The 26146-nt window shown below is 67.0% G+C and carries 25 protein-coding genes and 1 pseudogene; 12 read left to right on the top strand and 14 right to left on the bottom strand.

Features of this window, described 5'->3' with window-relative positions; all coding sequences use genetic code 11:
• Nucleotides 1–33: 33 nt before the first annotated feature.
• From nuoJ to nuoN, 5 genes are read left to right on the top strand one after another with little or no spacing between them, the layout of a single operon-like run.
• Nucleotides 34–573, top strand: coding sequence for an NADH-quinone oxidoreductase subunit J (gene nuoJ, locus IOC61_RS09515; RefSeq protein WP_195688588.1), 540 nt, complete (start codon nucleotides 34–36; stop codon nucleotides 571–573).
• The gene (gene nuoK / locus IOC61_RS09510; protein WP_195688587.1) at nucleotides 570–878 is read left to right on the top strand and encodes an NADH-quinone oxidoreductase subunit NuoK; all 309 of its coding nucleotides are present in this window, start codon (nucleotides 570–572) and stop codon (nucleotides 876–878) included. Before nuoJ ends, nuoK begins: the two co-directional genes overlap by 4 nt.
• Complete coding sequence (gene nuoL, locus IOC61_RS09505) at nucleotides 875–2761, top strand: NADH-quinone oxidoreductase subunit L (RefSeq protein WP_229333010.1); 1887 nt, start codon at nucleotides 875–877, stop codon at nucleotides 2759–2761. The genes nuoK and nuoL overlap by 4 nt, the downstream gene beginning before the upstream one ends.
• Before the next feature lie 49 nt (nucleotides 2762–2810).
• Nucleotides 2811–4358 (top strand): NADH-quinone oxidoreductase subunit M, encoded by a 1548-nt coding sequence (gene nuoM / locus IOC61_RS09500; RefSeq protein WP_195688586.1) that lies wholly within the window; start codon nucleotides 2811–2813, stop codon nucleotides 4356–4358.
• Nucleotides 4358–5797 carry an NADH-quinone oxidoreductase subunit NuoN gene (gene nuoN, locus IOC61_RS09495; protein WP_195688585.1) on the top strand — a complete coding sequence of 480 codons (1440 nt, stop codon included), beginning with the start codon at nucleotides 4358–4360 and terminating at the stop codon, nucleotides 5795–5797. The genes nuoM and nuoN overlap by 1 nt, the downstream gene beginning before the upstream one ends.
• Nucleotides 5798–5803: 6 nt before the next feature.
• On the opposite strand, the gene IOC61_RS09490 is transcribed toward nuoN, so the two are convergent.
• From IOC61_RS09490 to IOC61_RS09470, 5 genes are all read right to left on the bottom strand, one after another.
• Nucleotides 5804–7219, bottom strand: a complete 1416-nt coding sequence (locus IOC61_RS09490) for a TRAP transporter large permease (RefSeq protein ID WP_195688584.1) — start codon at nucleotides 7217–7219, stop codon at nucleotides 5804–5806.
• Nucleotides 7219–7764 carry a TRAP transporter small permease subunit gene (locus tag IOC61_RS09485; protein ID WP_195688583.1) on the bottom strand — a complete coding sequence of 182 codons (546 nt, stop codon included), beginning with the start codon at nucleotides 7762–7764 and terminating at the stop codon, nucleotides 7219–7221. Before IOC61_RS09485 ends, IOC61_RS09490 begins: the two co-directional genes overlap by 1 nt.
• A gap of 78 nt (nucleotides 7765–7842) precedes the next feature.
• Nucleotides 7843–8667 (bottom strand): endonuclease/exonuclease/phosphatase family protein, encoded by an 825-nt coding sequence (locus tag IOC61_RS09480; protein ID WP_195688582.1) that lies wholly within the window; start codon nucleotides 8665–8667, stop codon nucleotides 7843–7845.
• Nucleotides 8668–9300, bottom strand: a complete 633-nt coding sequence (locus IOC61_RS09475; RefSeq protein WP_195688581.1) for a thiol:disulfide interchange protein DsbA/DsbL — start codon at nucleotides 9298–9300, stop codon at nucleotides 8668–8670.
• Between the two features lie 162 nt (nucleotides 9301–9462).
• Entirely contained in the window at nucleotides 9463–10083 is a 621-nt protein-coding gene (locus IOC61_RS09470) for a c-type cytochrome (protein WP_195688580.1), read from the bottom strand.
• Between the two features lie 233 nt (nucleotides 10084–10316).
• Between IOC61_RS09470 and yihA the strand changes: the two genes are divergently transcribed.
• The gene (yihA, locus tag IOC61_RS09465; protein WP_195688579.1) at nucleotides 10317–10946 is read left to right on the top strand and encodes a ribosome biogenesis GTP-binding protein YihA/YsxC; all 630 of its coding nucleotides are present in this window, start codon (nucleotides 10317–10319) and stop codon (nucleotides 10944–10946) included.
• A 27-nt stretch (nucleotides 10947–10973) separates the two neighbouring features.
• Here the strand turns inward: yihA and IOC61_RS09460 are convergent, their stop codons facing one another.
• From IOC61_RS09460 to argH, 7 genes and pseudogenes are all read right to left on the bottom strand, one after another.
• The gene (locus tag IOC61_RS09460; RefSeq protein WP_195688578.1) at nucleotides 10974–11711 is read right to left on the bottom strand and encodes an HAD family hydrolase; all 738 of its coding nucleotides are present in this window, start codon (nucleotides 11709–11711) and stop codon (nucleotides 10974–10976) included.
• Nucleotides 11708–12625, bottom strand: coding sequence for a tyrosine recombinase XerC (locus IOC61_RS09455; RefSeq protein ID WP_195688577.1), 918 nt, complete (start codon nucleotides 12623–12625; stop codon nucleotides 11708–11710). The genes IOC61_RS09460 and IOC61_RS09455 overlap by 4 nt, the downstream gene beginning before the upstream one ends.
• Complete coding sequence (locus IOC61_RS09450) at nucleotides 12618–13334, bottom strand: DUF484 family protein (protein WP_195688576.1); 717 nt, start codon at nucleotides 13332–13334, stop codon at nucleotides 12618–12620. The genes IOC61_RS09455 and IOC61_RS09450 overlap by 8 nt, the downstream gene beginning before the upstream one ends.
• Nucleotides 13335–13375: 41 nt before the next feature.
• The gene (gene dapF, locus IOC61_RS09445; protein WP_195688575.1) at nucleotides 13376–14224 is read right to left on the bottom strand and encodes a diaminopimelate epimerase; all 849 of its coding nucleotides are present in this window, start codon (nucleotides 14222–14224) and stop codon (nucleotides 13376–13378) included.
• On the bottom strand, nucleotides 14224–15510 hold the full coding sequence (lysA, locus tag IOC61_RS09440) for a diaminopimelate decarboxylase (RefSeq protein ID WP_195688574.1): 1287 nt from the start codon (nucleotides 15508–15510) through the stop codon (nucleotides 14224–14226). Before lysA ends, dapF begins: the two co-directional genes overlap by 1 nt.
• An 86-nt stretch (nucleotides 15511–15596) precedes the next feature.
• Nucleotides 15597–15713: pseudogene (lptM, locus tag IOC61_RS17640) on the bottom strand (LPS translocon maturation chaperone LptM); the annotation flags it as partial.
• Nucleotides 15713–17131: an argininosuccinate lyase gene (argH, locus tag IOC61_RS09430; protein WP_195688572.1), complete on the bottom strand. Its 1419-nt coding sequence runs from the start codon at nucleotides 17129–17131 to the stop codon at nucleotides 15713–15715. The pseudogene lptM and the gene argH, both read right to left, overlap by 1 nt.
• A gap of 287 nt (nucleotides 17132–17418) precedes the next feature.
• Between argH and hemC the strand changes: the two genes are divergently transcribed.
• The 4 genes from hemC to IOC61_RS09410 are packed head-to-tail and all read left to right on the top strand — an operon-like array spanning nucleotide 17419 to nucleotide 21815.
• Nucleotides 17419–18360, top strand: a complete 942-nt coding sequence (gene hemC, locus IOC61_RS09425; protein WP_324254711.1) for a hydroxymethylbilane synthase — start codon at nucleotides 17419–17421, stop codon at nucleotides 18358–18360.
• On the top strand, nucleotides 18360–19157 hold the full coding sequence (locus tag IOC61_RS09420) for a uroporphyrinogen-III synthase (RefSeq protein WP_195688571.1): 798 nt from the start codon (nucleotides 18360–18362) through the stop codon (nucleotides 19155–19157). Before hemC ends, IOC61_RS09420 begins: the two co-directional genes overlap by 1 nt.
• 7 nt (nucleotides 19158–19164) lie before the next feature.
• Nucleotides 19165–20562 (top strand): uroporphyrinogen-III C-methyltransferase, encoded by a 1398-nt coding sequence (locus IOC61_RS09415; RefSeq protein WP_195688570.1) that lies wholly within the window; start codon nucleotides 19165–19167, stop codon nucleotides 20560–20562.
• Nucleotides 20559–21815 (top strand): heme biosynthesis HemY N-terminal domain-containing protein, encoded by a 1257-nt coding sequence (locus tag IOC61_RS09410; RefSeq protein ID WP_195688569.1) that lies wholly within the window; start codon nucleotides 20559–20561, stop codon nucleotides 21813–21815. Before IOC61_RS09415 ends, IOC61_RS09410 begins: the two co-directional genes overlap by 4 nt.
• Before the next feature lie 408 nt (nucleotides 21816–22223).
• On the opposite strand, the gene IOC61_RS09405 is transcribed toward IOC61_RS09410, so the two are convergent.
• Nucleotides 22224–24599: a mechanosensitive ion channel domain-containing protein gene (locus IOC61_RS09405; protein WP_195688568.1), complete on the bottom strand. Its 2376-nt coding sequence runs from the start codon at nucleotides 24597–24599 to the stop codon at nucleotides 22224–22226.
• Between the two features lie 240 nt (nucleotides 24600–24839).
• Here IOC61_RS09405 and IOC61_RS09400 point away from each other — a divergent pair, with 240 nt between their 5' ends.
• Nucleotides 24840–25220, top strand: a complete 381-nt coding sequence (locus tag IOC61_RS09400) for a CrcB family protein (RefSeq protein WP_195688567.1) — start codon at nucleotides 24840–24842, stop codon at nucleotides 25218–25220.
• Nucleotides 25217–25609 carry a fluoride efflux transporter FluC gene (locus IOC61_RS09395; RefSeq protein WP_195688566.1) on the top strand — a complete coding sequence of 131 codons (393 nt, stop codon included), beginning with the start codon at nucleotides 25217–25219 and terminating at the stop codon, nucleotides 25607–25609. The genes IOC61_RS09400 and IOC61_RS09395 overlap by 4 nt, the downstream gene beginning before the upstream one ends.
• 31 nt (nucleotides 25610–25640) lie before the next feature.
• Here the strand turns inward: IOC61_RS09395 and IOC61_RS09390 are convergent, their stop codons facing one another.
• A complete protein-coding gene (locus IOC61_RS09390) occupies nucleotides 25641–26132 on the bottom strand; it encodes a methylglyoxal synthase (protein WP_195688565.1) in 492 nt (163 codons plus the stop codon).
• Nucleotides 26133–26146 lie beyond the last annotated feature (14 nt).

The following is a 26146-nucleotide window of genomic DNA, read 5'->3' as shown; positions in this document are numbered from 1 at the left end:
CCGTCGCTGGGCCGCTATGGCCAAGGAGAGACCATGGAGTTTGCGTTTTACCTGAGCGGACTGGTCGCGGTGCTGGCCACCCTCGGCGTGATCACCAACCCCAATCCGGTGCACGGGGTGCTGTACCTGGTGGTGTCGCTGCTGGCGGTGGCCATGGTGTTCTTCTCCCTGGGCGCGCCCTTCGCCGGCGTCCTGGAGATCATCGTCTATGCCGGGGCGATCATGGTGCTCTTCGTCTTCGTGGTGATGATGCTCAATCTGGGAGAGGCGGGGGTCGCCCAGGAGCGCGCCTGGCTGCGGCCGCGCACCTGGCTGGGCCCCTCGCTGCTCGCCGCCTTCCTGCTGCTGACCCTGAGCGTCCTGCTGTGGCGGGGCGACGCCGGCATGCTGATGCAGCGCGGCGATGCGCTGACCGCCAAGGCGGTGGGCACCCGGCTGTTCGGACCCTGGCTGCTGGTAGTCGAGCTGAGTGCCCTGCTGCTGCTGGCGGCGCTGGTGACCGCCTCCCATGTGGGCCGTCTACCGACGACGCCAAAACCGTCCTCATCCGATCGCCGTCAGGAGGCGCCATGAGCAGCGTGCCCGTGGAACACGGCCTTGTGCTGGCCGCCATCCTCTTCACCCTGGGGCTGGCGGGACTGCTGTTTCGTCGCAATATGATCTTTATCCTGATGAGCCTCGAGATCATGCTGAATGCCGCGGGACTGGCGTTCATCGTCGCCGGCACCGCCTGGCAGCAGCCCGAGGGGCAGGCGATGTTCCTGCTGGTGATCACCCTGGCGGCGGCGGAGGCGAGCGTGGGGCTGGCGCTGCTGATTCAGCTGCAGCATCGCTTCAAGACCCTGGATATCGACGTGGTCAGCAGGATGCGCGGATGATGGAACCAGTGACTTCACTGCCCTCGATGGGGGCACTGCTTGCCCTGACCTTCCTGCTGCCCCTGGCGGGCATGCTGATCCTGAGCCTGTCCCGGGGCACCCTCGGGGAGCGATCCAGCGCGACCGTCGGCGTCACCAGCCTGGGGCTGGCCGCCCTGGTCACCCTGCTGATCGCCCTGCGCTACCTTGCCGAACCGGGCGCCTATCGGGTCACCCTCTGGCACTGGATCGCCGTGGGCGATTTCCAGCCGACCATCGGCCTGACCCTGGATGGCCTCTCCCTGACCATGCTGGGAATCATCACCGGCGTGGGCTTCCTGATTCACCTCTTCGCCGCCTGGTACATGCGCGGCGAAGAGGGCATCACCCGCTTCTATGCCTACATGAACCTCTTCGTGTTCAGCATGGTGCTGCTGGTGCTGGGCGACAACCTGCTGCTGCTGTTCCTGGGCTGGGAAGGGGTCGGCCTGTGCAGCTATCTGCTGATCGGCTACTACTACCGCGACAGCGCCAACGGCTGGGCCGGCTTCAAGGCCTTTATCGTCACCCGCATCGGCGATGTCTTCCTGGCCATCGGCATGTTCCTGATCTTCGCCCGGATGGGCACCCTGGACATCGCCGAGGTCCTCGCCGTTGCGCCCCTGCTGTGGGGCTCCGGCGATCTCGTGGTGGAGGTCGCGGCCTTCCTGCTGCTGGGCGGGGCGCTGGGCAAGTCGGCGCAGCTGCCGCTGCATACCTGGCTGGCGGACGCCATGGCCGGCCCCACCCCGGTATCGGCGCTGATCCATGCCGCCACCATGGTCACCGCCGGGGTCTACCTGATCGCTCGCATGCACGGACTCTTCGAGCTTGCGCCCCTGGCCCTTCATGCCACCGGCGTCATCGGCGCCCTGACCCTGCTGCTGGCGGGCTTCGCTGCCCTGGCCCAGACCGACATCAAGCGCGTGCTGGCCTACTCCACCATGAGCCAGATCGGCTACATGTTCCTGGCCCTGGGCGTCGGCGCCTATGACGCGGCGCTCTTCCATCTGATGACCCACGCCTTCTTCAAGGCGCTGCTGTTCCTCGCCGCCGGCGCGGTCATCGTCAGCTGCCATCACGAGCAGGACATGCGTCGTCTGGGCGGGCTGTGGCGCAGGTTGCCCCTGGCCTACGTGGGCTTTCTCGTCGGCGGCGCGGCCCTGGCGGCGCTGCCGCTGGTCACCGCCGGCTTCTACAGCAAGGACGAGATCCTGTGGCAGGCACTGGCATCCGGGCACGCCGGCCTGCTGCTGGCCGGCCTGATCGGTGCCTTGCTGACATCGGTTTACACCCTGCGCCTGATCATCGGCATCTTCCACGGCGAGGCGAAGAGCGACGGCGCCCGGCATGCCGAAGCGGGGCGGGGCCTGGCCCATGGGGTGCCGCTGGTGGTGCTGGTGGTGCTCTCGACCTTCCTGGGGGGCTGGATCACGCCGCCGGTGGACGATGTGCTGGTCGCGAGTCCCGGGACGGGTGTGGAGGCCGGGCATACTGCGCTCGTGTGGGTCGCCTCCGCCACGGCGCTGATCGGCATCGTCCTGGGCGGCTGGCTGTTCCTGACCAAGTGCGACTGGCTGTCTCGCGTTACCCGCGAGGGGCCGGGAGCCGGGCTCTGGCGCCTCTGGAACCGCGCCTGGGGCTTCGACACGCTTTTCGACTGGACGCTGGTGCGGCCCTATAGAGGCCTGGTCTGGCTGCTGAAAGGCGACCTGTTCGACGGCGTCTTTCGCCTGGTGGCTAGGGCGCTGCGCCTCGTGCATTTCGGGCTTTCTCGAGCCCAGACCGGCAGGCTGCGCGGCTATGCCACCACCATGACGGTAGGGGCGGCGCTGATCCTGCTGAGTCTGGCCCTGTTCATGTAGCGCTGGTGGGCGCTAGTGCCCAGTGTTCTCCTGACGGGATGCGATATCTATGATTCTCGTGTGGCTGATTGTGATTCCCTTCGTCGGCGGGATCTTGTGCTGGCAGGCGGAGCGCCTGGGCGACAGGCCGACCCGCTGGATCGCGCTTATCACCATGCTGATCGAGCTGGCGATTCCGCTGTGGCTATGGGGCCAGCTCGACTTTGGCCTGCCGGCGCTGGATGGCGAGGATCCGCGATGGGCCCTGGAGTTCCGGGCACCCTGGATTCCGCGCTTCGGTATCGACATTCACCTGGCCCTGGACGGGCTCTCCCTGGCCCTGATTGCCCTGACCGGCTTTCTCGGCGTGCTGGCGGTGGTCTGCTCCTGGAAGGAGATCGTCGGGCGCATCGGCTTCTTTCACCTCAACCTGCTGTGGATTCTCGGCGGGGTGATCGGCGTCTTCCTGGCCATGGATCTCTTCCTGTTCTTCTTCTTCTGGGAAATGATGCTGGTGCCGATGTACTTCCTGATCGCGCTATGGGGGCATAGCGGCTCCCGGGGGCGAACTCGCATCGGGGCCGCCACCAAGTTCTTCATCTATACCCAGGCCAGCGGGCTGCTGATGCTGGCGGCGATACTGGGGCTGGTGTTCGCTCACCATGCCAATACCGGCGACTACTCCTTCAGCTACGAGGTGTTGCTGGGCACGTCCTTGTCCCCGACCTTGGCCTTCTGGCTGATGCTGGGCTTCTTCATCGCCTTCGCGGTCAAGCTGCCGGTGGTGCCCTTCCACGGCTGGTTGCCCAACGCCCATGCCCAGGCCCCCACCGCGGGTAGCGTGGATCTGGCGGGCATCCTGCTCAAGACCGGCGCCTACGGCATGCTGCGCTTCGCGCTGCCACTGTTTCCAGAGGCCTCCCAGGCCTTTGCGCCGGTGGCGATGGGGCTGGGGCTGCTGGGGATCTTTTACGGCGCGATACTCGCCTGCGGCCAGCAGGACATCAAGCGCTTCATCGCCTATACCAGCATCGCTCACATGGGCTTCGTGCTGATCGGCATCTACTCCGGCTCGTCGCTGGCCCTGCAGGGCGTGGTGGTGCTGATGCTGGCTCACGCCTTCTCCGCGGCGGGGCTGTTCATCCTCAGCGGGCAGCTCTATGAGCGCCTGCATACCCGCGACATGACCCTGATGGGGGGGCTCTGGGGGCGGCTGGGCAGCCTGCCGGGGTTCTGGCTGTTCTTCGTCGCGGCGTCGCTGGGCATGCCGACCACCGCCAACTTCGTCGGAGAGTTCATGGTGCTGTTCGGCACCTTCTCCACGGCTCCCTGGGTCGTGGTCGCCGCCAGCGTGGGCCTGGTGCTGGCGGCCGTCTACTCGCTGATATTGATGCAGCGGGTGCACTATGGCCCGCCCCGCAGCGATGAGCCCCTGGCGGGGCTCGATACCCGGGAATTCCTCATGATGCTGACGATCCTGGCCCTGGTGCTGTGGCTCGGGCTCTATCCTCAGCCGCTGCTGGATACCACCGGCGCCGCCATGGATGGGGTGCAGCAGCTGTCCGAGATCTTCGACCGCGTTCCCGCCGGAGCGGACGCCCTGACGGAGGTTCGCTGATGTTGACGAGTGCTCGCTTCGTCGCCCTGCTGCCGCTGATGCTGGTGGCGGCCTCGGCCGTCACGGTGATGCTGGGCATCGCCTGGCGCCGGCAACATGCGGCCACGGTGGCCGTCACCGCGCTGGGGCTTTCGCTTGCGCTCGTCGCTCAGGTGATCGCCTGGCAGGCGGGGCCGGTGCAAACGCCGCTGCTGGCCTTCGATGGCCTGGCGATGCTGGGCGGCGTGCTGATCCTGGGGTCGACCCTGATCTGCGCCATCCTGTCGCACGCCTATCTCGAGCAGTATCGGGGCGCCCGGGAGGAGTTCTACCTGCTGCTGCTGTGTGCCGCGGCGGGTGGCCTGACGCTGGCGGCGAGCCGTCATCTTGCCAGCCTGTTCGTCGGCCTGGAACTGCTCTCCATGCCGCTCTACGGCATGCTGGCCTACGCCTATCGAGAGCGCCGCTCCCTGGAAGCCGGCGTCAAGTACCTGATTCTCTCCGCCGCGGCGAGCGCCTTCCTGCTGTTCGGCATGGCGCTGCTCTACGCCCAGACCGGCGAGCTGCGGTTCGATGTTCTGCTGGTCGAGCTGAGCGGGGAAACCGGCCTCTGGGGACTGGCCGGTGTCGGCATGATGGTGGTCGGCCTGGGCTTCAAGCTCTCCGTGGTCCCCTTTCATCTCTGGACCCCGGATGTCTACGAGGGCGGGCCAGCGCCGGCGGCCACCTTCCTGGCCACCGCCAGCAAGGTGGCGGTGTTCTTCCTGCTGCTGCGCCTGGTGCTTGACGTGCCCGGCCTTCAGGGGCGGTGGCTGCAGACCCTGCTGGCGATACTGGCGCTGGCCAGCATGCTGGTGGGCAACCTGCTGGCGCTGACCCAGTCCAATCTCAAGCGCCTCCTCGGCTACTCTTCCATCGCCCATTTCGGCTACCTGCTGGTGACACTGGTCGTGGGGGACGGACTGGCGGCGGAGACCGGCGGCGTCTATCTGATTACCTACGTACTGACCACCCTGGCCGCCTTCGGAGTGGTCACCCTGATCTCCGGTGCCGCCGGTGGCGAGGATGTGGCGGCGCTGCACTACTACCGTGGCCTCTTCTGGCGCCGTCCCTACCTCACGGCGGTGCTGACCATCGCCATGCTCTCCCTGGCGGGCATTCCCGCCACGGTAGGCTTTATCGGCAAGTTCTATATCATCGCCCTGGGCGTCGAGGCAAGCCGCTGGTGGCTGGTGGGCGGCATCATCCTGGGCAGCGCCATCGGCCTCTACTACTACCTGCGGGTCATGGTGACACTCTACCTGCTGGCGCCGGGCATGCAGCGACGCGATGCGCCCCACGACTGGGGCGCACGTGCCGGGGGGCTGGTGGTACTGGGCGTGGCGCTCGCCGTCATCGTGCTGGGGCTCTATCCGGCGCCGATGATCGATATGGCAGCTCAGCTGGGCGGGGTGCCGTAGAACGGGTCATATCCGGCTCGGTAGCCAGGTAGCCAGGCTCGGGAAGAGCGCCAGCGCCACCAGCATGCCGAGCTGGATCAGGATAAAGGGGATCACGCCACGATAGATCGCCGAGGTGGGCACCGACTCGGGGGTGACGCCGCGCAGGTAGAAGAGCGCGAAGCCGAAGGGTGGCGTCAGGAATGAGGTCTGCAGGTTGATGGCGATCATGATGCCCAGCCAGATGGGGTCGAGCCCCATGGCCAGCAGCACCGGCCCGACGATGGGCACCACCACGAAGGTGATCTCGATGAAGTCGAGGATGAAGCCGAGCAGGAAGATCACCAGCATGACCACCAGGGTGGCTCCCACCACGCCGCCGGGCAGCGATTCGAACAGCTCGACGACCAGCTCCTCGCCGCCGAAGGCGCGGAAGACCAGCGAGAACAGTGCGGCACCGATCAGGATCAGGAACACCATGCTGGTGACCTGAGCGGTGGAGTGGACCACATCGCGCAGCATGGTGAGGTTCAGGCGGCGATTGGTCAGCGCCAGCAGGAAGGCGCCGAAGGCGCCCACCGCCGAGGCCTCGGTGGGGGTGGCGAAGCCGCCGAGGATCGAGCCCAGGACCGCCACGATCAGCAGCACCGGTGGCAGCAGCCCCTTGAGCAGCAGTGGCCAGAGGCTGCCGTTGTGATCGAGCTCCTCCATCAGTGCCTGGCGGTCCACCGGGGGGGCGAGGCTGGGCCTCAGCCAGGCGGTCAGGGTCACGTAGAGGATATAGACCACGACCAGCAGCAGCCCCGGGATGAGGGCGCCGATAAAGAGATCGCCCACCGAGAGGGTCTTGGGGCTCCAGACGCCCATCGCCAGCTGGGCCTGCTGGTAGGCGTTGGAGAGCACGTCGCCGAGCAGTACCAGGGCGATGGAGGGGGGGATGATCTGGCCCAGGGTGCCGGTGGCGCAGATGGTGCCGGTGGCGAGCGAGGGCGAATAGCCGCGCTTGAGCATGGTGGGCAGCGACAGCAGGCCCATGGTCACCACGGTGGCGCCGACGATGCCGGTGGAGGCGGCCAGCAGCATGCCGACCAGCACCACGGCGATGCCCAGCCCGCCGCGCAGGGCGCCGAAGGCCAGGGCCATGGCGTCGAGCAGCGTCTCGGCGACCCGTGACTTCTCCAGCAGCACTCCCATCAGCACGAACAGGGGCACCGCCAGCAGTGTCTGGTTGGTCATGATGCCGAAGAGGCGGTTGGGCATGGCGCTGAGGTAGCCCGGCTCGAAGGGGACGGGGACTCCCAGGTGGGTCAGCGCGAAGCCGAGCCCGGCGAAGAACAGGGCGGTGCCCGCCAGCGACAGGGCGACCGGATAGCCGAGCATCAGCACGCCGCAGATGGTGACAAACAGCAGCAGGGGAATCAGTTCAAGCAGCGTCGTCAGCATTACGGCTGTTCCTCGTGGCGCGGGGTGTCGGAAGAGAGTCGGCCGCTACGGATCAGCGTCTGACGAATCAGCTGGGCGATACCCTGCACCAGCAGCAGTGCCGCCATTGCCAGGATCAGGCTCTTGAGCAGGAAGACGCCGGGTATGCCTCCGTCGGGGGAGCGCTCGAGGATCGCCCAGCTGCTGCTCACATAGCCCAGGCTGCCGAGCAGGATATAGAGCGTCACCGGCAACAGCAGGAAGAGGGTGCCGAACAGGTCGACGCTCGCCCGGCTGCGTGGCGAGCGCTTGCGATAGAAGATATCGACTCGCACATGGCCGTCATGCTGCAGGGTCCAGGCGGCCCCGAGCATGAATACCATGGCGTGCATGTACATCACCGACTCCTGCAGGGCGATGCTGTGGATGCCGAAGACGTAGCGCATCACCACGATGGCGAACTGTACCGCCATCATCACCAGCACCAGCCAGGCGGTGGTACGGCCGACCAGGTCGGTCACGGCGTCAAGCCCCCTGAGCAGGGCCGGTGGGCGAGTGTCAGGCATGTCTCCTCCTGCAGGTTGGTCAGGAGGCGCATCTTCGCCGATTCGCCGTCAAACGTCACCCGTTGCCGACCCCGTGGCCTAGTTGGCGTCGCCCTGTGGGTGGGTGACAAGCGCCTGGAGACAGGCCGGTGGCAGACGAACGTCCACCGCGATCGGCAGGTGGTCCGAAAACAGATGGTCGAGCACGCGGACCTCGTCGGCCTCCAGGGAGTTGGAGAGCAGGATGTGGTCCAGGGCGCGACGCGGCTGCCACGAGGGGTAGCTCAAGGGAGGGCGTACCGGGTGAAGCGGCAACGAGGCGGAGAAGCGCTGGTGGCCATGGAGCTGCTCGGGGGTACAGTTGAGATCGCCCATCACCACCACATGGCGCAGCGGCTGGATGATCTCGGAGAGATAGTCGAGCTGGCGGACACGGCCGCGGTGGCTGAGGGCCAGGTGAGCAACAAACAGGTGCAGGGCGTCGGGGCCATCCCCGAAGCGGGCATGAATGGCACCTCGCCCGGGCAGCGTGCCGGGGAGCTGGTGCTCCTCGATATGGGCCGGGGCAAGTCGCGACAGCAGGCCGTTGCTGTGCTGGGCGATACGGCCCAGGTTGCGGTTGAGCTGCTGATAGTGGTGAGGAAAGCCGCCACGGGTGGCCAGGTACTCCACCTGGTTGACCTGGCTGGAGCGGAAGCTGCCACCGTCGGCTTCCTGAAGGCCGACGATATCGAAGCGGCCCAGCACCTCGCTGACCATGGCCAGTCGGCGTAGCCGCCGGGGATGAGGCAGCAGGTGCTGCCAGCTGCGGGTCAGGTAGTGGTGGTAGGCCGAGGTCTGGATGCCGACCTGCAGGTTGAAGGTCAGCAGCTTGAGGTGGCCGCCCTTCAGGGGCGGCACTCTTGCCTCCGCGAGGTGAGACATCTACTCCTCACGCTCCTCGCGAACCTTGTCGACCAGAGCCTCGGCGATCTGCGGCATGTTGGCCAGGCTGCCGGCGCTGCTCGGCGTCACCAGGTAGCGGCCGTCGACCATCAGGGCGGGTACTCCCATCAGGCGCATGGTGCGCATGCGGGTGTTGGCCTGGTTGACCCGGCTCTTTACCGCGAAGGAGTCGAGGGCCTGCAGCGCCTCTTCCTCGCTGACACCGTAGTCGCTGAAGAAGTCGGCGATGTCGCCGCTGTCGGTCAGTCTCTGCCCCTCTTCATGAATGGCATGGAAGAAGTCGTCATGGATGGCGTCGAGAATGCCCAGCGCCTCGGCGGCGTAGAAGGCCCGGGCGTGCTTGTTCCAGTCACCGCCCATGGTGGCCGGCATGCGCTGGAAACTGATGTCATCGGGAGTCTCCGCCAGCCAGGCGTTGAGTGGCTCCTCGAGGTTGTAGCAGTGGGGGCAGCCGTACCAGAAGGCCTCGGTGACCTCGATCTGCCCCTCATCCACGTGGGTCTCAACAGCCTCGGGCAGCACCTCGTAGTGTTCACCCTCCACCAGGTTTTGGGCATTGGCGAGGCCGGGCAGGGCGAGACTGGCGAGTACCAGCATCAGGGGTTTCAACATGGGCATCTCTCTCCTTGGTGAGGAATCGCGTCCGGGCGTGTCCGGATGTTGCTGCCTTTGAGCGCATCCTCGGGCCTGGGTTCCCGGGATGCCAAGGCGGATATGACAGGGGCGGCCCGAAGGCCGCCCCGATCGTGTACAGAGTCGCCGAGCGAGGCGGGCTCAGTGCAGGCCCAGCACATAATTGGCCACGGCCTCCATGTCGCGGTCGCTCATCTTGGAAGCGATATCGCGCATGATATTGGCCGGGTCATTGGCGCGGTTGCCGGCGGCGAAGTCCTGCAGGGTAGACACGGTGTAATCGGCATGCTGGCCGGAGAGTGCCGGATAAACGGCGGTGCCGATGCCCTGGCCGGTCGGGGTGTGGCAGGCGGCACAGGCCGGGATGCCCTTGGCCATGTCGCCGGCGCGATAGAGCTCGCGGCCGCGCTCTACCAGCAGCTCGTCGGCATCGGCCTGGCCCAGAGCGGGGCTCTTGTCGGAGAAGAACTTGGCCACGTCCCAGGCATCCTGGTCGGAGAAGTTGTCGACCTGGCCGGCCATCTGCGGCACCACGCGGTTGCCGTCGCGGATATCCATGATCTGCTTGGCCAGGTAGGACGTCTGCTGACCCGCCAGGTTGGGGAAGGCGCCCGAGGGGCTGATGCCCTCCTGACCATGACAGGCGGCGCAGGCCACTGCCTTCTCCTTGCCCGCTGCCGCATCGGCATCGGCCTCGAGGTCCGCGTGGGCGGCGCCGACGGCGCCTATGGTGATTGCCAGGCTTGCCAGTAACTTTCTCATCGCTAATCCACTATGCCGTTACGTTGTTGACCGGTACGTACCCTGGGTCTCGCCCGGATCGCGACGTCGGCCAGCCTCTGTGGGCTCGAGCGGGCCAATCGCGGACGTCGTGGGCGCGGTGGTACACTAGCGTGCCCCGGGTCGCAGACAAAAGACACTGTATTATACCGAATCACCCCGTCGGCGGGAATGCAAGCCGACGGGCCCTTGATCAATGTCAGGAATTCTTGCCCATGGCGCGACTCAACCCTTGTCTCAACTACCAGACCGCCCGCTTTCTCATCAGCGCCCCCACCCTGGCCCACTGCCCCGATGGCGGTGGCGCCGAGGTGGCATTCGCGGGCCGTTCGAATGCGGGAAAATCCAGCGCAATCAATACGCTGACGCGGCAGAGCGGGCTGGCCCGCATCTCCAAGACGCCCGGACGTACCCAGCTGATCAACTTCTTCTCGCTGGGGGACGACAGTGACCGGCGCCTGGTGGACCTGCCCGGCTACGGTTATGCCAAGGTGCCGGAGGCGGTCAAGCTGGAGTGGCAGCGTCATCTTTCCGAGTATCTGCGGCACCGCGACGCCCTGCGCGGGCTGGTGCTGGTGATGGATGTGCGTCACCCGCTCTCCGAGTTCGACCAGACCATGCTGGGCTGGGCCGATGAGCAGGAGATGCCGGTGCATATCCTGCTGACCAAGGCCGACAAGCTCAAGCGTGGTGCGGCGGCAAATGCCCTGCAGCAGGTGCGCTCACGGCTGCGCGAGTGGGAGGACCTGGTGACCATCCAGCTGTTCTCGTCGCTCAAGCTTCAGGGCATCGAGGAGCTCGAGGCGCGCCTCGATGGCTGGCTGCTGGGCGCCGTGGAAGAGTAACCACAAGGACGGAGCCTCCCCGCCAGCTTATCCTGTGTGCTTACGGGTCTTTTCCATCCACTGGATCAGCGCCGGCAGCTCGCGAACATGATCCAGGCGGTGGATGCCGTGGGGCATCGGGCGATCGTCGGGGCCGATCCAGGCCGCCTGCATGCCCAGGCGGCGGGCGGGCAGGGCATCCTCCTCCCAGGAGTCCCCCACATGAAGCGCTCGCTCGGGATGCGTGCCGAGGTGTGACAGGGCCAGCAGGAAGGGGCGCGGGTCGGGCTTGGGGGCGAGCAGCTCGCCGGCGGCCACGGCCACCGGGAAGTGGCGCCCCAGCGGGAGGCGAGTCACCTCGACATTGCCGTTGGTGATGCTGGCCAGGCGGTAGTGCCTGGCCAGGTGCTCGAGCAGATGCTCCACTTCCGGGTGCGGCTCCACCTCATGGCGAAGCTCCATGAAACGCTCCATGGCACTTCGGGCCCAATGCTCAGCGTGTTCCTGCGCCAGACCGTACTCCCCGAGCAGCTCGCTCAGTGCGCGCTGGCGAAGCCAGGTGAAGTCGCCGCGTCGTGGCGGGTGGGCGGTCGCCAGGGACTGGCGGCGTGCCACGAAGGTCTCCAGCGGGAAGCGGGTGGCGAAGCGGCCGGCGGGCTCAACGGCTTGCCACTCGGCGAGTGCCGCATCGAGCCAGCCGTAATGGCCCTGCTCGGTTCGGCGCATTACGCCGCCGTTGTCCCACAGGGTGTCATCCAGATCGAAGGTGATCGCCTCGAGGTTCATGTCGGAGTCTCGTCGCTGGGACGACGTCGTGCTCGCGGGTGAGCGGCGTCGTAGCTGGCCGCCAGATGCTGCCAGTCGAGATGGGTGTAGACCTGGGTGGTGGAGAGATTGGCGTGGCCGAGCAGCTCCTGAACGGCCCGCAGGTCCTGGCTCGACTCCAGCAGGTGGCTGGCGAAGGAGTGGCGCAGGCGATGGGGGTGCAGATGTTCGTCGAGCCCGCGGCGCCGGGCCACCAGCGCCAGGCGCTGCTGGATGGCGCGGTGGCCCAGCCGCCCGCCACGCTGGCTGACGAACAGCGCGCTCTCGCCAGGCGTCGCCATGTTCATGCGTATCTTCAGCCACGCTTCCAGGGCCTGGCGGGCGCGCGACCCCACCGGGGCCTGGCGTGGCTTGCTGCCCTTGCCCAGCACTCGCACCCGCTCGCCGTGCAGGTCATCCAGATCCAGCCCGGCCAGCTCGGCCAGGCGCAGGCCGCTGGAGTAGAAGAGCTCGAGCATCGCCTGGTCGCGTACCGCCAGGGGAGAACCGTCGTGGGGAGTGTCCAGAAAGCTCGTCAGGCGGTCCACATCCACCGGGCGTGGCAGGTGTCGCGGCTGACGCGGACTGCGCACCAGCGCCACTGGGTTGTGGTCGAGGTGCCCCGCCGCAAGCAGATGCTCCGCGAGCTTCGAGCAGGCCGAACGGCGACGAGCCAGGCTGCGTGGCCCCAGGCCACGAGCGCGCTCACCGCCCAGGAAGCGGCGCATCAGTCCGGCGTCCAGCTGCTGCCATGCCGTGATCGCCTGCTCGTCCATGAAGGCGAGCAGGCTGGCCAGGTCGCGCCGATAGGCGTCCAGGGTCGCGGGGCTGGCGGTGCGCGACAGCCCCTCGAGAAAGACCTCGACCTCGTCGGCAAGCGGCCCGTGCTCAGGCATGGTCGGGGCCGAGGCGTATCAGCAATCGTGCCACCACATCACCCACATACTCGGTGAACAGGGTATCCATGCTGGCGCGGAAGTGGTCCGGATCACGGCTGGCCAGTATCAGGTAGCCGAGGGGCTCACCCAGGCTCAGCCGAGTGATGGCACAGGAGCCCGAGCGGCGCGGCGCGCCGGTGTGGGGCAGCAGGCGCTTCCAGTCGGTGGGTGTCAGGCGAACGCAGCGGCTGGTACGGCCATCGAGGAGACCCGCCAGGCGTGAGCCGGCATGTTCGTCGATCACCTGGCGTGGCGCCTGGGGGGGCCGTGGCTCGGCATCGGAGAGGCTGGCCGGGCACCACAGCGCCACCGCGGGGGTGGCGAAGTGCTCGCTGAACTGGGTGGAGAGCGCCTGCCCCAGGGCGTCACGATCCTGGGCGGCCACCAGTGCCAGGACCAGCTCCCGGGTGCGCCGATACTGGGCCTCGTTGTGGCGCGCCGACTCCAGCAGCTGTTCCAGGCGCTCTTCGGCCTTCTCGGCGCGGCCCCGCAGGTCGTGAACCAGACGCTCCAGCAGCGAGGTGGCACCGCCCGCTTCGGGATGGGGAACCTTGAGCTGCTGGAGCAGGCCCTCACGCCCGACGAAGAAGTCGGGGTGGGTGGCCAACCATTCGGCGACCCGATCCGGGTCGAGCGTCTTGCGCGGTTCTGGTGCGGCTTGTGACATGCCATCTCCTTCGGTTGGCGCGGGATCGGGATGGTCCGCGGTCAATACAGCAGCAGGCGGCCATCGAAGACGCGCTCGGCGGGACCGGTCATCGCTAGCGGCGTGCCGGGGCCGTGCCACTCGATGGTCAGCTCGCCCCCCGGCAGGTGCACGCTCACCGGGCTCTCCAGCAGGCCCTGGCGGATGCCGCTGGCCACCGCGGCGCAGGCACCGGTGCCGCAGGCCAGTGTCTCGCCGCTACCCCGCTCGTAGACCCGCAGGCGGATCTCGTGGGGGGACACCACCTGCATGAAGCCGACATTGACTCGCCTGGGAAAGCGCGGATGGGCCTCGATGGCTGGGCCGATGCGCTCGACGGGCGCCTCGTCGACAGCATCGACTCGCATGACCGCATGGGGATTGCCCATGGAGACCACCCCCAGCTCGACGGACTCACCGTTCACCTCGAGGCGGTGCAGCACCCGGTCCGTGTCGCCCTCGAAGGGCTCAGGCGTAAAGGGCAGCGATGCCGGGGCGAAGCGGGGCTCCCCCATGTCGACGCGAATGCGGCCATCCTCCTCCACCTTCAGCACCAGGGGGCCGCCGGCGGTCTCCACATGGATCTCGCGCTTGTGGGTGAGGCGCTGGTCGCGCACGAAGCGGGCGAAGCAGCGCGCTCCGTTGCCACAGTTCTCCACCTCGCTGCCGTCGGCGTTGTAGATGCGGTAGCGGAAATCCATGTCGGGATCCCGGGGTGGCTCGACCACCAGCAGCTGGTCGAAGCCGACACCGAAGCGGCGGTCGGCCAGGCGGCGGACCTGGTCGTCGGTGAAGCGGGCACGCTGGGTCACCAGGTCGACCATCATGAAGTCGTTGCCGAGGCCATGCATCTTGGTGAAGTGCAGCAGCATCAGTGCCCACCCTCCGACCCGGCGTCGTCCGGTAACAGGGCCTCACCCGTCCACAGCTCATCGAGTCGCTCGCGGCGGCGCACCAGGTGGCTCCGGTCGCCGTCCACCATCACCTCGGCGGGGCGCGGGCGGCTGTTGTAGTTCGAGGCCATCACGAAGCCGTAGGCGCCGGCCGAGCGCACCGCCAGCAGGTCGCCAGGGGCGATGGCAAGCGTGCGCTCCTTGCCCAGGAAGTCGCCGGTCTCGCACACCGGGCCGACCACATCGTAGGTGTCGCTGGGCCGCGGATGGCGCGTGTCCACCGGCAGAATGGCCTGCCACGCCTGATAGAGCGCGGGGCGGATCAGGTCGTTCATGGCGGCATCGACGATGGCGAAGTTCTTGGTCTCGCCGGGCTTGAGAAACTCCACCCGGGTCAGCAGCACCCCGGCATTGGCCGCGATGGAGCGTCCCGGCTCGAACAGCAGGGTCAGCCCCTCGCTGCCCTCCCAGCCGGAAAGGCGCTCGAGCAGGGCCGTGGCGTAGTCGAAGGGCGCCGGCGGCTGTTCGTCGCGGTAGGGCACACCGAGGCCGCCGCCGAGGTCCAGGTGCTCCACCTCGATGCCGCGGTGGCGCAGGGTCTCGAGCAGCAGCAGCAGGCGGTCCAGGGCATCGAGGAAGGGGGCGAGCTCGGTGAGCTGGGAGCCTATATGGCAGTCCAGGCCGGTGACGCGCACGTTGGGGAGCCTGGCGGCCAGCTCGTAGACCTCCAGCGCCTCGTCGACCGGGATGCCGAACTTGTTGTCCTTGAGCCCGGTGGAGATATAGGGGTGGGTGCCGGCATCCACGTCCGGATTGACGCGCAGCGATACCGGGGCCACCTTGCCGAGCCGGCCGGCGACGGCGTCGAGGCGCTCGAGCTCGGGGCGTGACTCGACGTTGAAGCACTTGATGCCGACCTCCAGCGCTCGGGCCATCTCGCCCTCCTGCTTGGCCACGCCGGAGAAGACCACCTTGGCCGGATCGCCGCCCGCGCCCAGCACCCGCTCGAGTTCGCCCACCGAGACGATGTCGAAGCCGGCGCCCAGGCGGGCGAGCAGCCCCAGTACCGCCAGGTTGGAGTTGGCCTTGACCGCATAGCAGATCAGGTGAGGATGGCTGCCCAGCGCCTCGGTATAGGCGCGAAAGTGGCGGGTCAGGGTGGCCCTGGAGTAGACATAGCAGGGCGTGCCGAATGTCTCGGCGATGGTGCTCAGCGGCACCTCTTCGCCGTAGAGCACACCGTCGCGATAGTTGAAGTGGTCCATGGCTATTCCTCCGTGTCCTGGGGCGCGTCCTGATCGCGCTCGGTACTCTCTTGCTGGGCATCGCTGGCCTGCTGGGTCTCGCGGGGGCCGTACTGCTCGGCGGCCTGCTCGTCACCGGGCAGATAGAGCGGCCCCTTCTGGCCACAGCCGGCCAGACCCAGGGCCAGGAACAAGACCAGGGCAGAGAAAGCCAGGCGGCCCATCAGGCGCCTCCTGCAAGGGCCGAGAGTGCATCACGGGCCCGCTGGGCGGCGGCACGCACCTGATCGGGAGCGGTGCCGCCGATATGGTTGCGAGCCGCCACCGAGCCCTCCAGGGTCAACACCTCGAAGACATCCTGCTCGATGGTGTCGGAGAACTGCCTGAGTTCGTCGAGGGTCATCTCCGAGAGGTCCTTGCCCTCGGCCAGGCCGAAGGCCACCGACTGGCCGACGATCTCGTGGGCGTCGCGGAAGGCGACCCCCTTGCGTACCAGGTAGTCGGCCAGGTCGGTGGCGGTGGAGAAGCCGCGCCGGGCCGCCTCGGCCATGCTGGCCTTCTTCGGCTCGATGGCGGGCACCATGTCGGCGAATGCCTTGAGGCAGTCCCTGACGGTGTCCACGGCGTCGAACAGCGGCTCCTTGTCCTCCTGGTTGTCCTTGTTGTAGGCCAGTGGCTGGGACTTCATCAGGGTCAGCAGGCCCATCAGATGGCCGTAGACGCGGCCGGTCTTGCCGCGCACCAGCTCCGGGACGTCGGGGTTCTTCTTCTGGGGCATGATCGAGGAGCCGGTACAGAAGCGGTCGGGCAGGTCGATGAAGTCGAACTGGGCGCTGGTCCACAGCACCAGCTCCTCGCTCATGCGCGACAGGTGCATCAGCAGCAGGCTGGCGAAGCCGGTGAACTCGATGGCGAAGTCGCGATCGCTGACCGCATCGAGGCTGTTCTCGGCGGGGCGCTCGAAACCCAGCAGCTCGGCGCTGACATGGCGGTCGATGGGATAGGTGGTGCCGGCCAGCGCCGCGGCCCCCAGGGGCAGCACGTTGACCCGCTTGCGGCAGTCGAGCAGCCGCTCATGGTCGCGGGCCAGCATCTCCTGCCAGGCCAGCAGATGGTGGCCGAAGGTCACCGGCTGGGCGGTCTGCAGATGGGTAAACCCGGGCATGATGGTATCGGCCTCGCGGTCGGCCAGCTCGATCAGCCCCGTCCGCAGGCGGGCAAGCTCCCTGGCGATCTGATCGATCTCGTCACGCAGGAAGAGGCGAATATCGGTGGCGACCTGATCGTTGCGCGAGCGGCCGGTATGCAGCTTCTTGCCGGTGATGCCGATCTTCGCGGTCAGCCGCGCCTCGATGTTCATGTGCACATCTTCCAGCTCGACGGACCACGGGAACTCGCCGCGCTCGATCTCACCGCGCACCTCGTCCAGGCCGCTGATGATGGCATCGCGCTCGTCTTCGCTGAGTACGCCGACCCGGGCCAGCATGGTGGCGTGGGCGATGGAACCCTGGATGTCGTGGAAGGCCAGGCGGCGGTCGAACGCCTCCGAGGCGGTGAAGCGGGCGACGAAGGCGTCGGTGGGCTCGCTGAAGCGGCCTCCCCAGGACTGGTTGGTGCCGGAGTTGGAAGAGTTCGAGGTCATCGGTTCGGGATCCTGCATGACGGGTTGCGGTTGGCTGGGGGCTGGGCCCCCCGCGGCCGCCGGTCTCGCGGCGGCAGGCGCGACATGGCAAGGAGTGTACCAGAGTCGCCGAGGCAGGCGAGGGGCGTCCTCCGCCGACAGGGCAGCGGAGCCGCACGGGCCGTGGATTTTTCCTCTCGGGCTGGGGGCTTGTTATGATGAGGGTTATCGTGCGTCATGCATGTCAACTTCGCCGGAAACCTGCGCTGGCTCGCTGCCAGCCGGGGCGCCGGCACAGGGAGAACTTCGTGCAATCCATCACCAAGCTGCGCATCGCCACGCGCAAGAGTCAACTGGCCATGTGGCAGGCCGAATATGTCCGCGATCGGCTAGTGGCCCTTCATCCCGGTCTCGAGGTGGAGCTGGTCGCCATGTCCACTCGCGGCGACAAGATCCTCGACACCCCGCTGGCCAAGGTGGGGGGCAAGGGGCTCTTCGTGAAGGAGCTCGAGGAGGCGATGCTCGACGGACGTGCTGATATCGCGGTGCACTCCATGAAGGATGTGCCCATGAGCTTCCCCGAGGGGCTGGGCCTTTCGGTGATCCTGGCCGGTGCGGAGGCGACCGACGCCTTCGTCTCCAACCACTACGCCAGCTTCGACGAGCTGCCGGAAGGCGCGCGCGTGGGCACCTCCAGCCTGCGCCGCGGCCTGCAGGTCAGGGAGGCGCGTCCCGACCTCGAGATCCTCAGCCTGCGGGGCAACGTCCAGACTCGCCTGGGCAAGCTCGATGCCGGGGATTTCGATGCCATCATCCTGGCCACCTCCGGGCTGCGTCGCCTGAATCTGGGCGAGCGAATCGCACAGGAGCTGCCCCCCGAGGTCTGCCTGCCGGCCTGTGGCCAGGGCGCGCTGGGCATCGAGTGTCGCCTTCACGATCCCGAGCTGATCGGCCTGCTGGCGCCGCTGGATGATCCCGATACCGCCACTCGCGTACGCGCCGAGCGGGCCATGAACACTCGCCTCGAAGGAGGGTGTCAGGTGCCGATCGGTGGTCATGCGGTGTTCGAGAACGATGGCCAGACCCTGTGGTTACGCGCCCTGGTCGGCACCCCCGATGGGGCGCGCGTGCTGCGTACCGAGGGGCGTGGCTCGATTCACGAGCCCGAGGCGCTGGGCATCCGGGTTGCCGAGGAGCTGCTGGAGATGGGCGCCGGAGAGATCCTCGCCGAGGTCTACGGCGCCGGTTGATGGAGACTCAGCCGCGGGTGGTGATCACGCGTCCCGGAGAACGCGGTGCCGTGTTGGCCGCCGCGATTGCCGACTATGGCCTGCCGGTCGCGCGTTTCGAGGCGATGAGCGTCGAGGCGTTGCCCGAGACCCCCGAGCAGCGTGCGGCTTGGCTCGATTTCGATCAGTTTCGGCGCGTGATGGTGGTTAGCCCCTTCGCCGCCGAGTGCCTCGCCGAGGCGCTGGACCGCTTCTGGCCCCAGCTGCCGGTGGGCATCGACTACTATGCCGTGGGGGCGGCGACCGCCGCCGTGCTGCATGAGCGACTCGGCGTGCGGGTCCATGTGCCCCCGGCGATCGCCGGCGAGGATACCAGCGAGGCGCTGCTCACCCTGGGTTCCCTGCGTGCGCTCGATCACGAGAAGGTGCTGCTGGTGGCCGGGGAAGGCGGGCGCACCCTGTTTGCAGAAACGCTCGCCGCACGCGGGGCCCGGGTAACGCGTCTGGCTGTCTATCGGCGCACCCTCCAGCCCCCCGAGCCGGCCATGGCAGAGTGTCTTGCCACGGGCCACTTCCGCGCACTGGTGGTCAGCAGCGGAGAAATCCTCGATTATCTGGCAAGATGGTGTGCAGGCGCCGCCTTGAACCAACCGCTAATCGTTTCCAGCGCCCGGTTGGCTACACTGGCTGGCAAGCTGGGGTTTCGTGACCCCGTCGTGGCGCGTGGCGCCACCCCGACGGCACTGGCGGCGGCCGTGTCCAACGCCTGTGACTCGCAGGAAGCCGATGTCGATCAAGACGATCTCGAAAAGGGCTAGCGACAAGATGAGCAAGCAACCACACGAGCAGGAAGAACAGAAGGCGTCTGACGGCGCACAGTCGGCGACCTCGGGTGACGAGGCCAGCAGGGGCAATGGCTCCGGCAAGCGCCGCTCCCGCCGGCATGACAAGTCGAACCAGGCTGGCGGTACCAGGAGCGAGGCCGCCAAGCCGGCCGCGAGCCAGGCGCCTGCCGAGCAGCCTGCCTCGAGTAAGACAGCGGGAAGCAAGCCTGAGGCCGGCAAGCCAGCCGACAAGAAGCCTGCCGCCGGCAAGAACGAGACACCCTCCACCAGGACCGGCAAGCCTGAGTCCGGTGGAGGCGGCGCCAAGACCGGTACGCCCACCGCGACTGGCAGTGGTGGCGGCAAGGGTGGCAAGGCCGGCGTGGTAGCGATCGTGCTGGTCCTCCTGCTGGCCATCGCCGCTGCCCTGTTTGGCTGGCAGGCCTGGCAGAAGCTGGATGCCCAGCAGGCGCGCCTCGCCGAGCTGGAGTCCCGGACCAGCCAGGCCGCTACCACCGGCGACCTGAACCAGCTGCAGTCACGCTTCGAAGAGGCCGAGAGCGAGCGCCAGGCCAGCCTCGAGGAGTCCGTCTCGTCGCTCGAGGGCAAGTTCTCCGACTACCGCGGCGAGGTCAACGAGACCCTCGATCGTGTGCTGGCCGAGCTCTCCAGCGAGCAGCAGACCGACGAGCGGGACTGGCTGCATGCCGAGGCGGCCTATCTGCTGCGCCTGGCCAATCAGCGCCTGCAGCTGGAGCGCGATGTTCAGGGTGCCGCCGCGCTGCTGCGCACCGCCGACGCGCGCCTCAAGGAGGCCGACAACCCGGCGCTGGTGCCGGTGCGCCGCGAGATCGCCAATGAGCTCTCCGGCCTGGAGGCGGTGCCCCAGGTGGACCGCACCGGGCTGTGGCTGACCCTCAATGCCCAGCAGGAGCAGATCGCCGGGCATCCGCTCTCCCAGGACATCGACGAGATCACCGCCAGCTCCGGCATGGAGGAGGCGCCGACGGGCTCCTGGCAGCAGCAGCTGTCGAGCTTCGGTCAGGAGCTTAAGAGCCTGGTCACCGTGCGCAAGCATGATGAGGCCCTGGAGGCGCTGATCTCGCCGGAGCAGGAGACCTACCTGCGTCAGAGCGTACGCCTGGTGATCGAGCAGGCCCAGCTGGCCCTGCTCAAGGAGGACGAGACGCTTTTCGAGGCCAGCCTGGACAAGGCCATCACCCTGATCGAAGGCTACTACGATACCGACGACAGCGGAGTGCAGTCGGTGCTCGCGCGTCTGCGTGAGCTGAAGGGCAAGGCGGTTCGTCCCGAGCTGCCCGATATCAGCGGTTCCCAGCAGGCCCTGGCCACCTTCATCGAGCGCCGCTTCGAGTCGCGCCAGGGAGATGAGGCATGAGAAAGCTGATACTGATCATCGTCATAGGCCTGGCCATTGGTGCACTGTTCGGACAGTTGATGATGTCGGTGCCCGGCTACTGGCTGGTCCGGGTGGGGGATACCTCCTTCCAGACCTCCTTCTGGTTCGGGCTGGTGCTCCTGCTGGCCGCTTTCCTGGTGCTGCACTTCGCGCTGCGCCTGCTGATGCGCCTCACCCGTCCGGTCTCCCGCTTCAAGGTCTGGAACAGCCGTTCCCGCCATCGTTCCGCCATGAAGCGCACCGTGCGCGGCCTGGTGGCGCTGGCCGAGGGCCGCTGGAAGAAGGCCGAGAAGTCGCTGGTCAAGTCGGCGGACGACTCCAGCACGCCGCTGGTCAACTATCTCTCCGCGGCGCTGGCGGCCCACTATCAGGGTCGCTTCGAGCAGGCCGATACCCTGCTCAAGCGCGCTCATCTCAGCACCGAGGGTGCCGACTCCGCCGTGGGGCTGGTGCAGGCCCAGCTGCTGCTCGATCGTCAGCAGTATGAGGAGGCGCTGGCCATCCTTACCCGGCTCGATCGTCAGCTGCCCAACCACCCTCAGGTGCTCAAGCAGCTCAAGCAGGCCTATCTCAGCGTCAGCGACTGGGATGGACTGCGTCGCCTGATGCCGCGCCTGGGCGCCCAGCAGCTGATCTCTCCCGAGGAGCGCGCCCAGCTCGAGCGGCGTGCCTATCGCGAGCTGATCGTGCGTGAGGCTCGCGAGGGTAGCGACATCGAGACGGTGCGCAGCCTGTGGGCCGATATGCCCGACCATCTGCGTGGTGACGTCGAACTGATCGTGCTCTATACCGAGGCGCTGGTGCACGGGGGCCAGGAGCCCATCGCCGAGCGGTTGTTGCGTCACTCCCTCAAGGAGAACTGGGACAGTCGCCTGGTGCTGCGCTATGGCCTGCTCGATGTGGATGCGTCCCGTCAGCTGGTCACCGCCGAGCAGTGGTTGAAGGAGCGACCCAACGACCCCGACCTGCTGCTGACCCTGGGGCGTCTGGCGCTGCGCAACGCCTACTGGGGTAAGGCCCAGGAGTATTTCGAGGCGAGCCAGCGCCAGCGGCCGAGCGGCGTGGTGTGTGCCGAACTGGCAAGGCTCTTCGCCAACCTGGGCGAGCACCAGAAGAGCCAGCTCTACTATCGCCAGAGCGTCGAGCTGCTCGACAAGTCGCTTCCCTCGCTGCCCCAGCCCAGCGAGGACAGGGATGTGCTCGACGAGAAGCGGGCGAAGAAGGCCTCCTGACGGCTGGTCTTCTTCATGACGGAAGGGGGCGCTTTGGCGCCCCCTTCGTGTATCTGGTGATGGGTGCCGGCTCCCGCCGTGATGTGGAGCCGATGCATCGGACCGCCTCTCCTTCTCCTACCCTACCGCTTCGCCCCGGCTCGGGAGCCACCCAGAAATATCGGGGTCTTCCTAGGTCGGCGTGATGATCGGCCGCATGGCACTAATGAGCCATCCAAATTCATAGGCTCGGTAAGTGCCAGCGCAGCGGACATAGAGCGGGCGCCAGCGTCATGCCCGATGCGTCTCTGGCTTATCGGATCTACGCGAGGCACCCACCAACTTCAGGTCAAATGGCGATGAAACAAATAGCGGGGCCGCCCGAAGGCGGCCCCGCTGCCGTGCTACATGTGGACTATCGCGCCGAGATCAGGGCTCGTCGACATCGCTGCCGCTGGGCTTCTTGTTCTCGGGGTCCACCTGCTCATGACGTGGATTGATGCGCTCGCTCGCCGAGGTGGTAGCGCCTTTCCGGACAGGGATGAAGCGGTCGTCGGTGGCCGTGTCATCGCCTCTGGGCTGCCCGGCCGGGCTGCCGTCGATGGTGAAGTCCTGCTGCATGACGCGCAGGTTGGCGGGCGGTGCGGTACCGGACTTGTCCTGTCCGAAGTAGAGCGTGGTGTGCGGGAAGGGAATCTCGATACCGGCCTCGTCGAAGCGCAGCTTGACCAGGCGGTTGTAGGCGCGCCCCACGGCCCATTGATCTCCGGGGGTGGTCTTGATGATCACCCGGATATTCACCGAGCTGTCGGCCAGGGCGGTGACACCTGCGACATCGAGGGGAGCCAGCAGCTTGTGGCCGTGCTCGTCGCTGGCCTTGAGGTCCTGGTAGGCGAGCTGCAGCTGTTCGATGGCGGTGTCGATATTCTCACGATAGGCGATGCCGTATTCGCCGACATGGTTGCCGAAGCCGCGCATATAGTTGGAGACGGTATCCACGCTCGAGAAGGGCACCAGGTGGTAGGTGCCCGAGAGGTCGCGAATGCCCACCGAGCGGATATTGAGCTTCTCGGCGGTGCCGGTGATGCCGCCCACCGTGACCACATCGCCGGTGTTCATGGCGTTTTCCACCTGGATGAAGATGCCGGTGATGATGTCCTGCACCAGCTTCTGGGCGCCGAAGCCGATGGCCAGGCCCAGTACCCCGGCACCGGCGATCAACGGGCCGATATTGATGCCGATCTCGGCCAGCACGATCATCGCCGTCATGGTCACCAGGGCGATGGCCAGGGCGTTGCGGAACAGCGAAAGCAGCGTCTGGGCACGCGCCGAGGGCATGCCGCCACCGGTGTCGGGGTTGAGCTTGTGTTCGATCAGGCTTGCCAGGGCCAGCCATACCATGAGTGCGATGGCCAGGATCGTCGCCACACTGACCAGCTTGCCGACCAGATTGCGACCCACCTCCGAGGCATACCAGGCGGCAAGGTCGAAGGCGCCCCAGGCGTTGAGCACCACCATGATGATTAGCACCACGATGAGGGTGCGGATCACCCGCAGGGCATTGGGTACATAGCTGTTGAGGCGTGGCTCGAGCAGCGGCAGCTTGCGGCGCAGGTCATCGGAGAGGCGGATGCGGCGACCGATGGTCTGGGTCAGGAAACTGGAGAGTAGCAGGCCCACCACCACGGCGCCGATGCTCTTCAGGGTGGCGAAGAGCACAAAGGGCAGGGCATCTTCGGGGCGTGCTAGAGTCAGTACCAGCACCATGGTGAAGTAGGCCAGGGCGAAGAGGTGCCAGGTGCGTGCGAACAGCTGCAGCGAGACGCGACTGGCGGCCATGGTGGTCTGGTGGGCCTTAGCATCGAAAGCGTCACGCAGACGCTTGCGATTCTTGAGCACCACCACCACGGCATATAGAAAGGCAGCGACCATGATCAGGGTGCCCAGGCCCTTGCCTACCGCCGGTGACAGATAGACGGTGACCAGCGGCACCACGACCATCAGGCCGTAGCCGACCAGGCCGATCAGCCGGGCGATCCAGCGATTCCAGTAGGAGGCCTCTTCCGAGGAGATGGGCAGCAGCCGCAGGCCGTCGTAGCGTGAGGCAAACAGCATGCGCACCCCGGCCTTGAGCAGCTCGATCACCAGGAAGGCGTTGAGGAACAGCGAGGCCTGGGTGGAGAGCTCGCCGGTCTGGCCGATGGCGAAGGTGGCGATCAGATTACCGCCCAGGTAGGCGAGAGACACGATCAGCACATCGACCACGGCGGCCAGTGCCACGCAGATGATCAGGCGCAGGATCGGGGTCAGGCCGCGGCCGTTCAGCGACCACTGACTGATGCTGGTGAATAGCGGCCTGGCCAGGCGTCTAACGGCGATAAACAGCAAAAAGGTCGCCAGGATCACCAGACCCAGGTTGATGGCGGCGCTGGTGAAGGCCCCCATGTCGAAGGTGCTCTCCAGATCGCTCGCGAACATGCCGCCAATGGCCGAGGCGATGGCCTCGAGCTGGCTGCCGATATCGCTGGCGACACGGCTGGTCAGCTCTGCCAGCTGGCGTGGCAGCGAGGGGGCGGCGCTGGCGGCTTCGCCGGGGGTCGATTCGGCCACGTCGCCGGCCATGCCGCGCAACTGGTCGATCAACTCCTGTCGGGTCTCCTGGTTCTCGAGCAGGTCGGCCAGGGTCGAGTAGGCGGGTGGCTCACTGCTACCGCTCGCCTGCTGTGCCTGGGCAGGAGCTGCCAGCATCAGCAGTGCCAGTAACAGCCAGCCGAGCATCAGGGGTAGGGCTCGCTTGGGGTTCACGCTGTGACCTCCATCTCTTGGCGTGTGGGCGGTAAATTGTCTCAGGATAGCCATGATACGGACTTTCGCGCAGGGTCACGAGTCCGGCGCCGTGCACGGTTTTCATGTACAGCCATTGTACGTGTGAGCTGGGATGTGTCACATTTGTCGAGACGGCGGAACTGCTGTCGGTACGGCAAGCGTGCGATACTCGTTCGCCACCTTCGGGTGGCACTTTTCGTTCACGGGAGATAGCCAGGCATGCTGGAAGCGCTGTCGGTGCTGGTCGGTGGGGCCCTGGGCGGCATGCTGCGGCTCGCCATCGGCGATGCCGCGGGGAGATGGCTGGGCCTGGGCTTTCCCTGGGGTACTCTGGTGGTGAATGTCAGTGGTGCCCTGGCCATGGGGCTGCTGGCCGGCTGGTTGGGCTTCCCTGCCGAGGGGTCGCCCTCCGGGGCATGGCTCCTGCTGGGTACGGGGCTGCTGGGCGGCTATACCACGGTGTCATCCCTCAGCCTGCAGACGCTGTCGTTATGGCAGCAGGAGCGCGGCCCCGCGGCCATGGGCTACATGGCGGCGACCCTGGCCGCGGGGCTTGCCGCCCTGGCGCTGGGTGCCTGGCTCGCGGGAGCTCTGGCATGAGCGCCTGGCGTGCCTATGCGGCCGTCGGCCTGGGCAGTGGGCTGGGTAGCCTGGCGCGCTTTCAGTTCGGTGTATGGCTGGCAGCCCCCGGCTTTCCCAGGGCGACACTGCTCGTGAACCTGGTGGGCTCCGGGCTGATCGCCCTGCTTGCCGCCTACGCCGCGGCTCGCCCTCATGGAGGTGTGGCACGCCGGCAGCCCTTCCTGGTCGCCGGCTTCTGCGGTGGCTTTACCACCTTCTCGCTGTTCGGCCTGGAGACCCTGACCATGTTGAGCCAGGGCCATCTGATGATGGCTCTGACTTATATAGTGCTGAGTCTCGTGGGGTGGCTGGGGGCTGCCTGGATCGGCCATCTTGGTGGAGGCCGGCTGGCCACGCTGCTGGAGTAGCGGGGCTCGACAGCCCTTCAGTGTGGCGGCTTCACTGGTCGTCCTGCGGGGATATCCGGCCCGAGACCCAGGCGCCGGCGTCGGGAATGTTCATCGTGTAGTCCCGATCGAGCCATGGCGAGCTGATCATAAAGTCGGCGCTGGCGGCGTTGCAGGCCACCGGGACGTTCCACAGCGCCGCCAGGCGCAGCAGTGCCTTGACGTCGGGGTCGTGGGGCTGGGGCGAGAAGGGGTCCCAGAAGAAGACCAGCAGGTCGAGCTTCTGCTCGGTGATCAGTGCACCGATCTGCTGGTCACCGCCGAGCGGGCCACTCATCAGCCCCCGAATCGGTAGCTCGAGCGCCTTCGATACCCGGCTGGCCGTGGTGCCGGTACCGATCAGTTCATGATCAGCCAGTGTCTCGCGCCAGCGCTCGGCCCACTCCAGCAGCTCGGCCTTCTTGCCGTCGTGGGCGATCAGGGCGATGCGCTTGCGTGCCGGCAGGGTGCGCGTGACGTTGCGATTGGGGCGCGGATGGTTCATTGGCCTATACCCCC

It is taken from the genome of Halomonas sp. KAO, from assembly GCF_015595025.1.
In the GTDB taxonomy this organism is placed as follows: domain Bacteria; phylum Pseudomonadota; class Gammaproteobacteria; order Pseudomonadales; family Halomonadaceae; genus Halomonas.
This window is presented reverse-complemented; position numbering and strand designations above follow the sequence as displayed.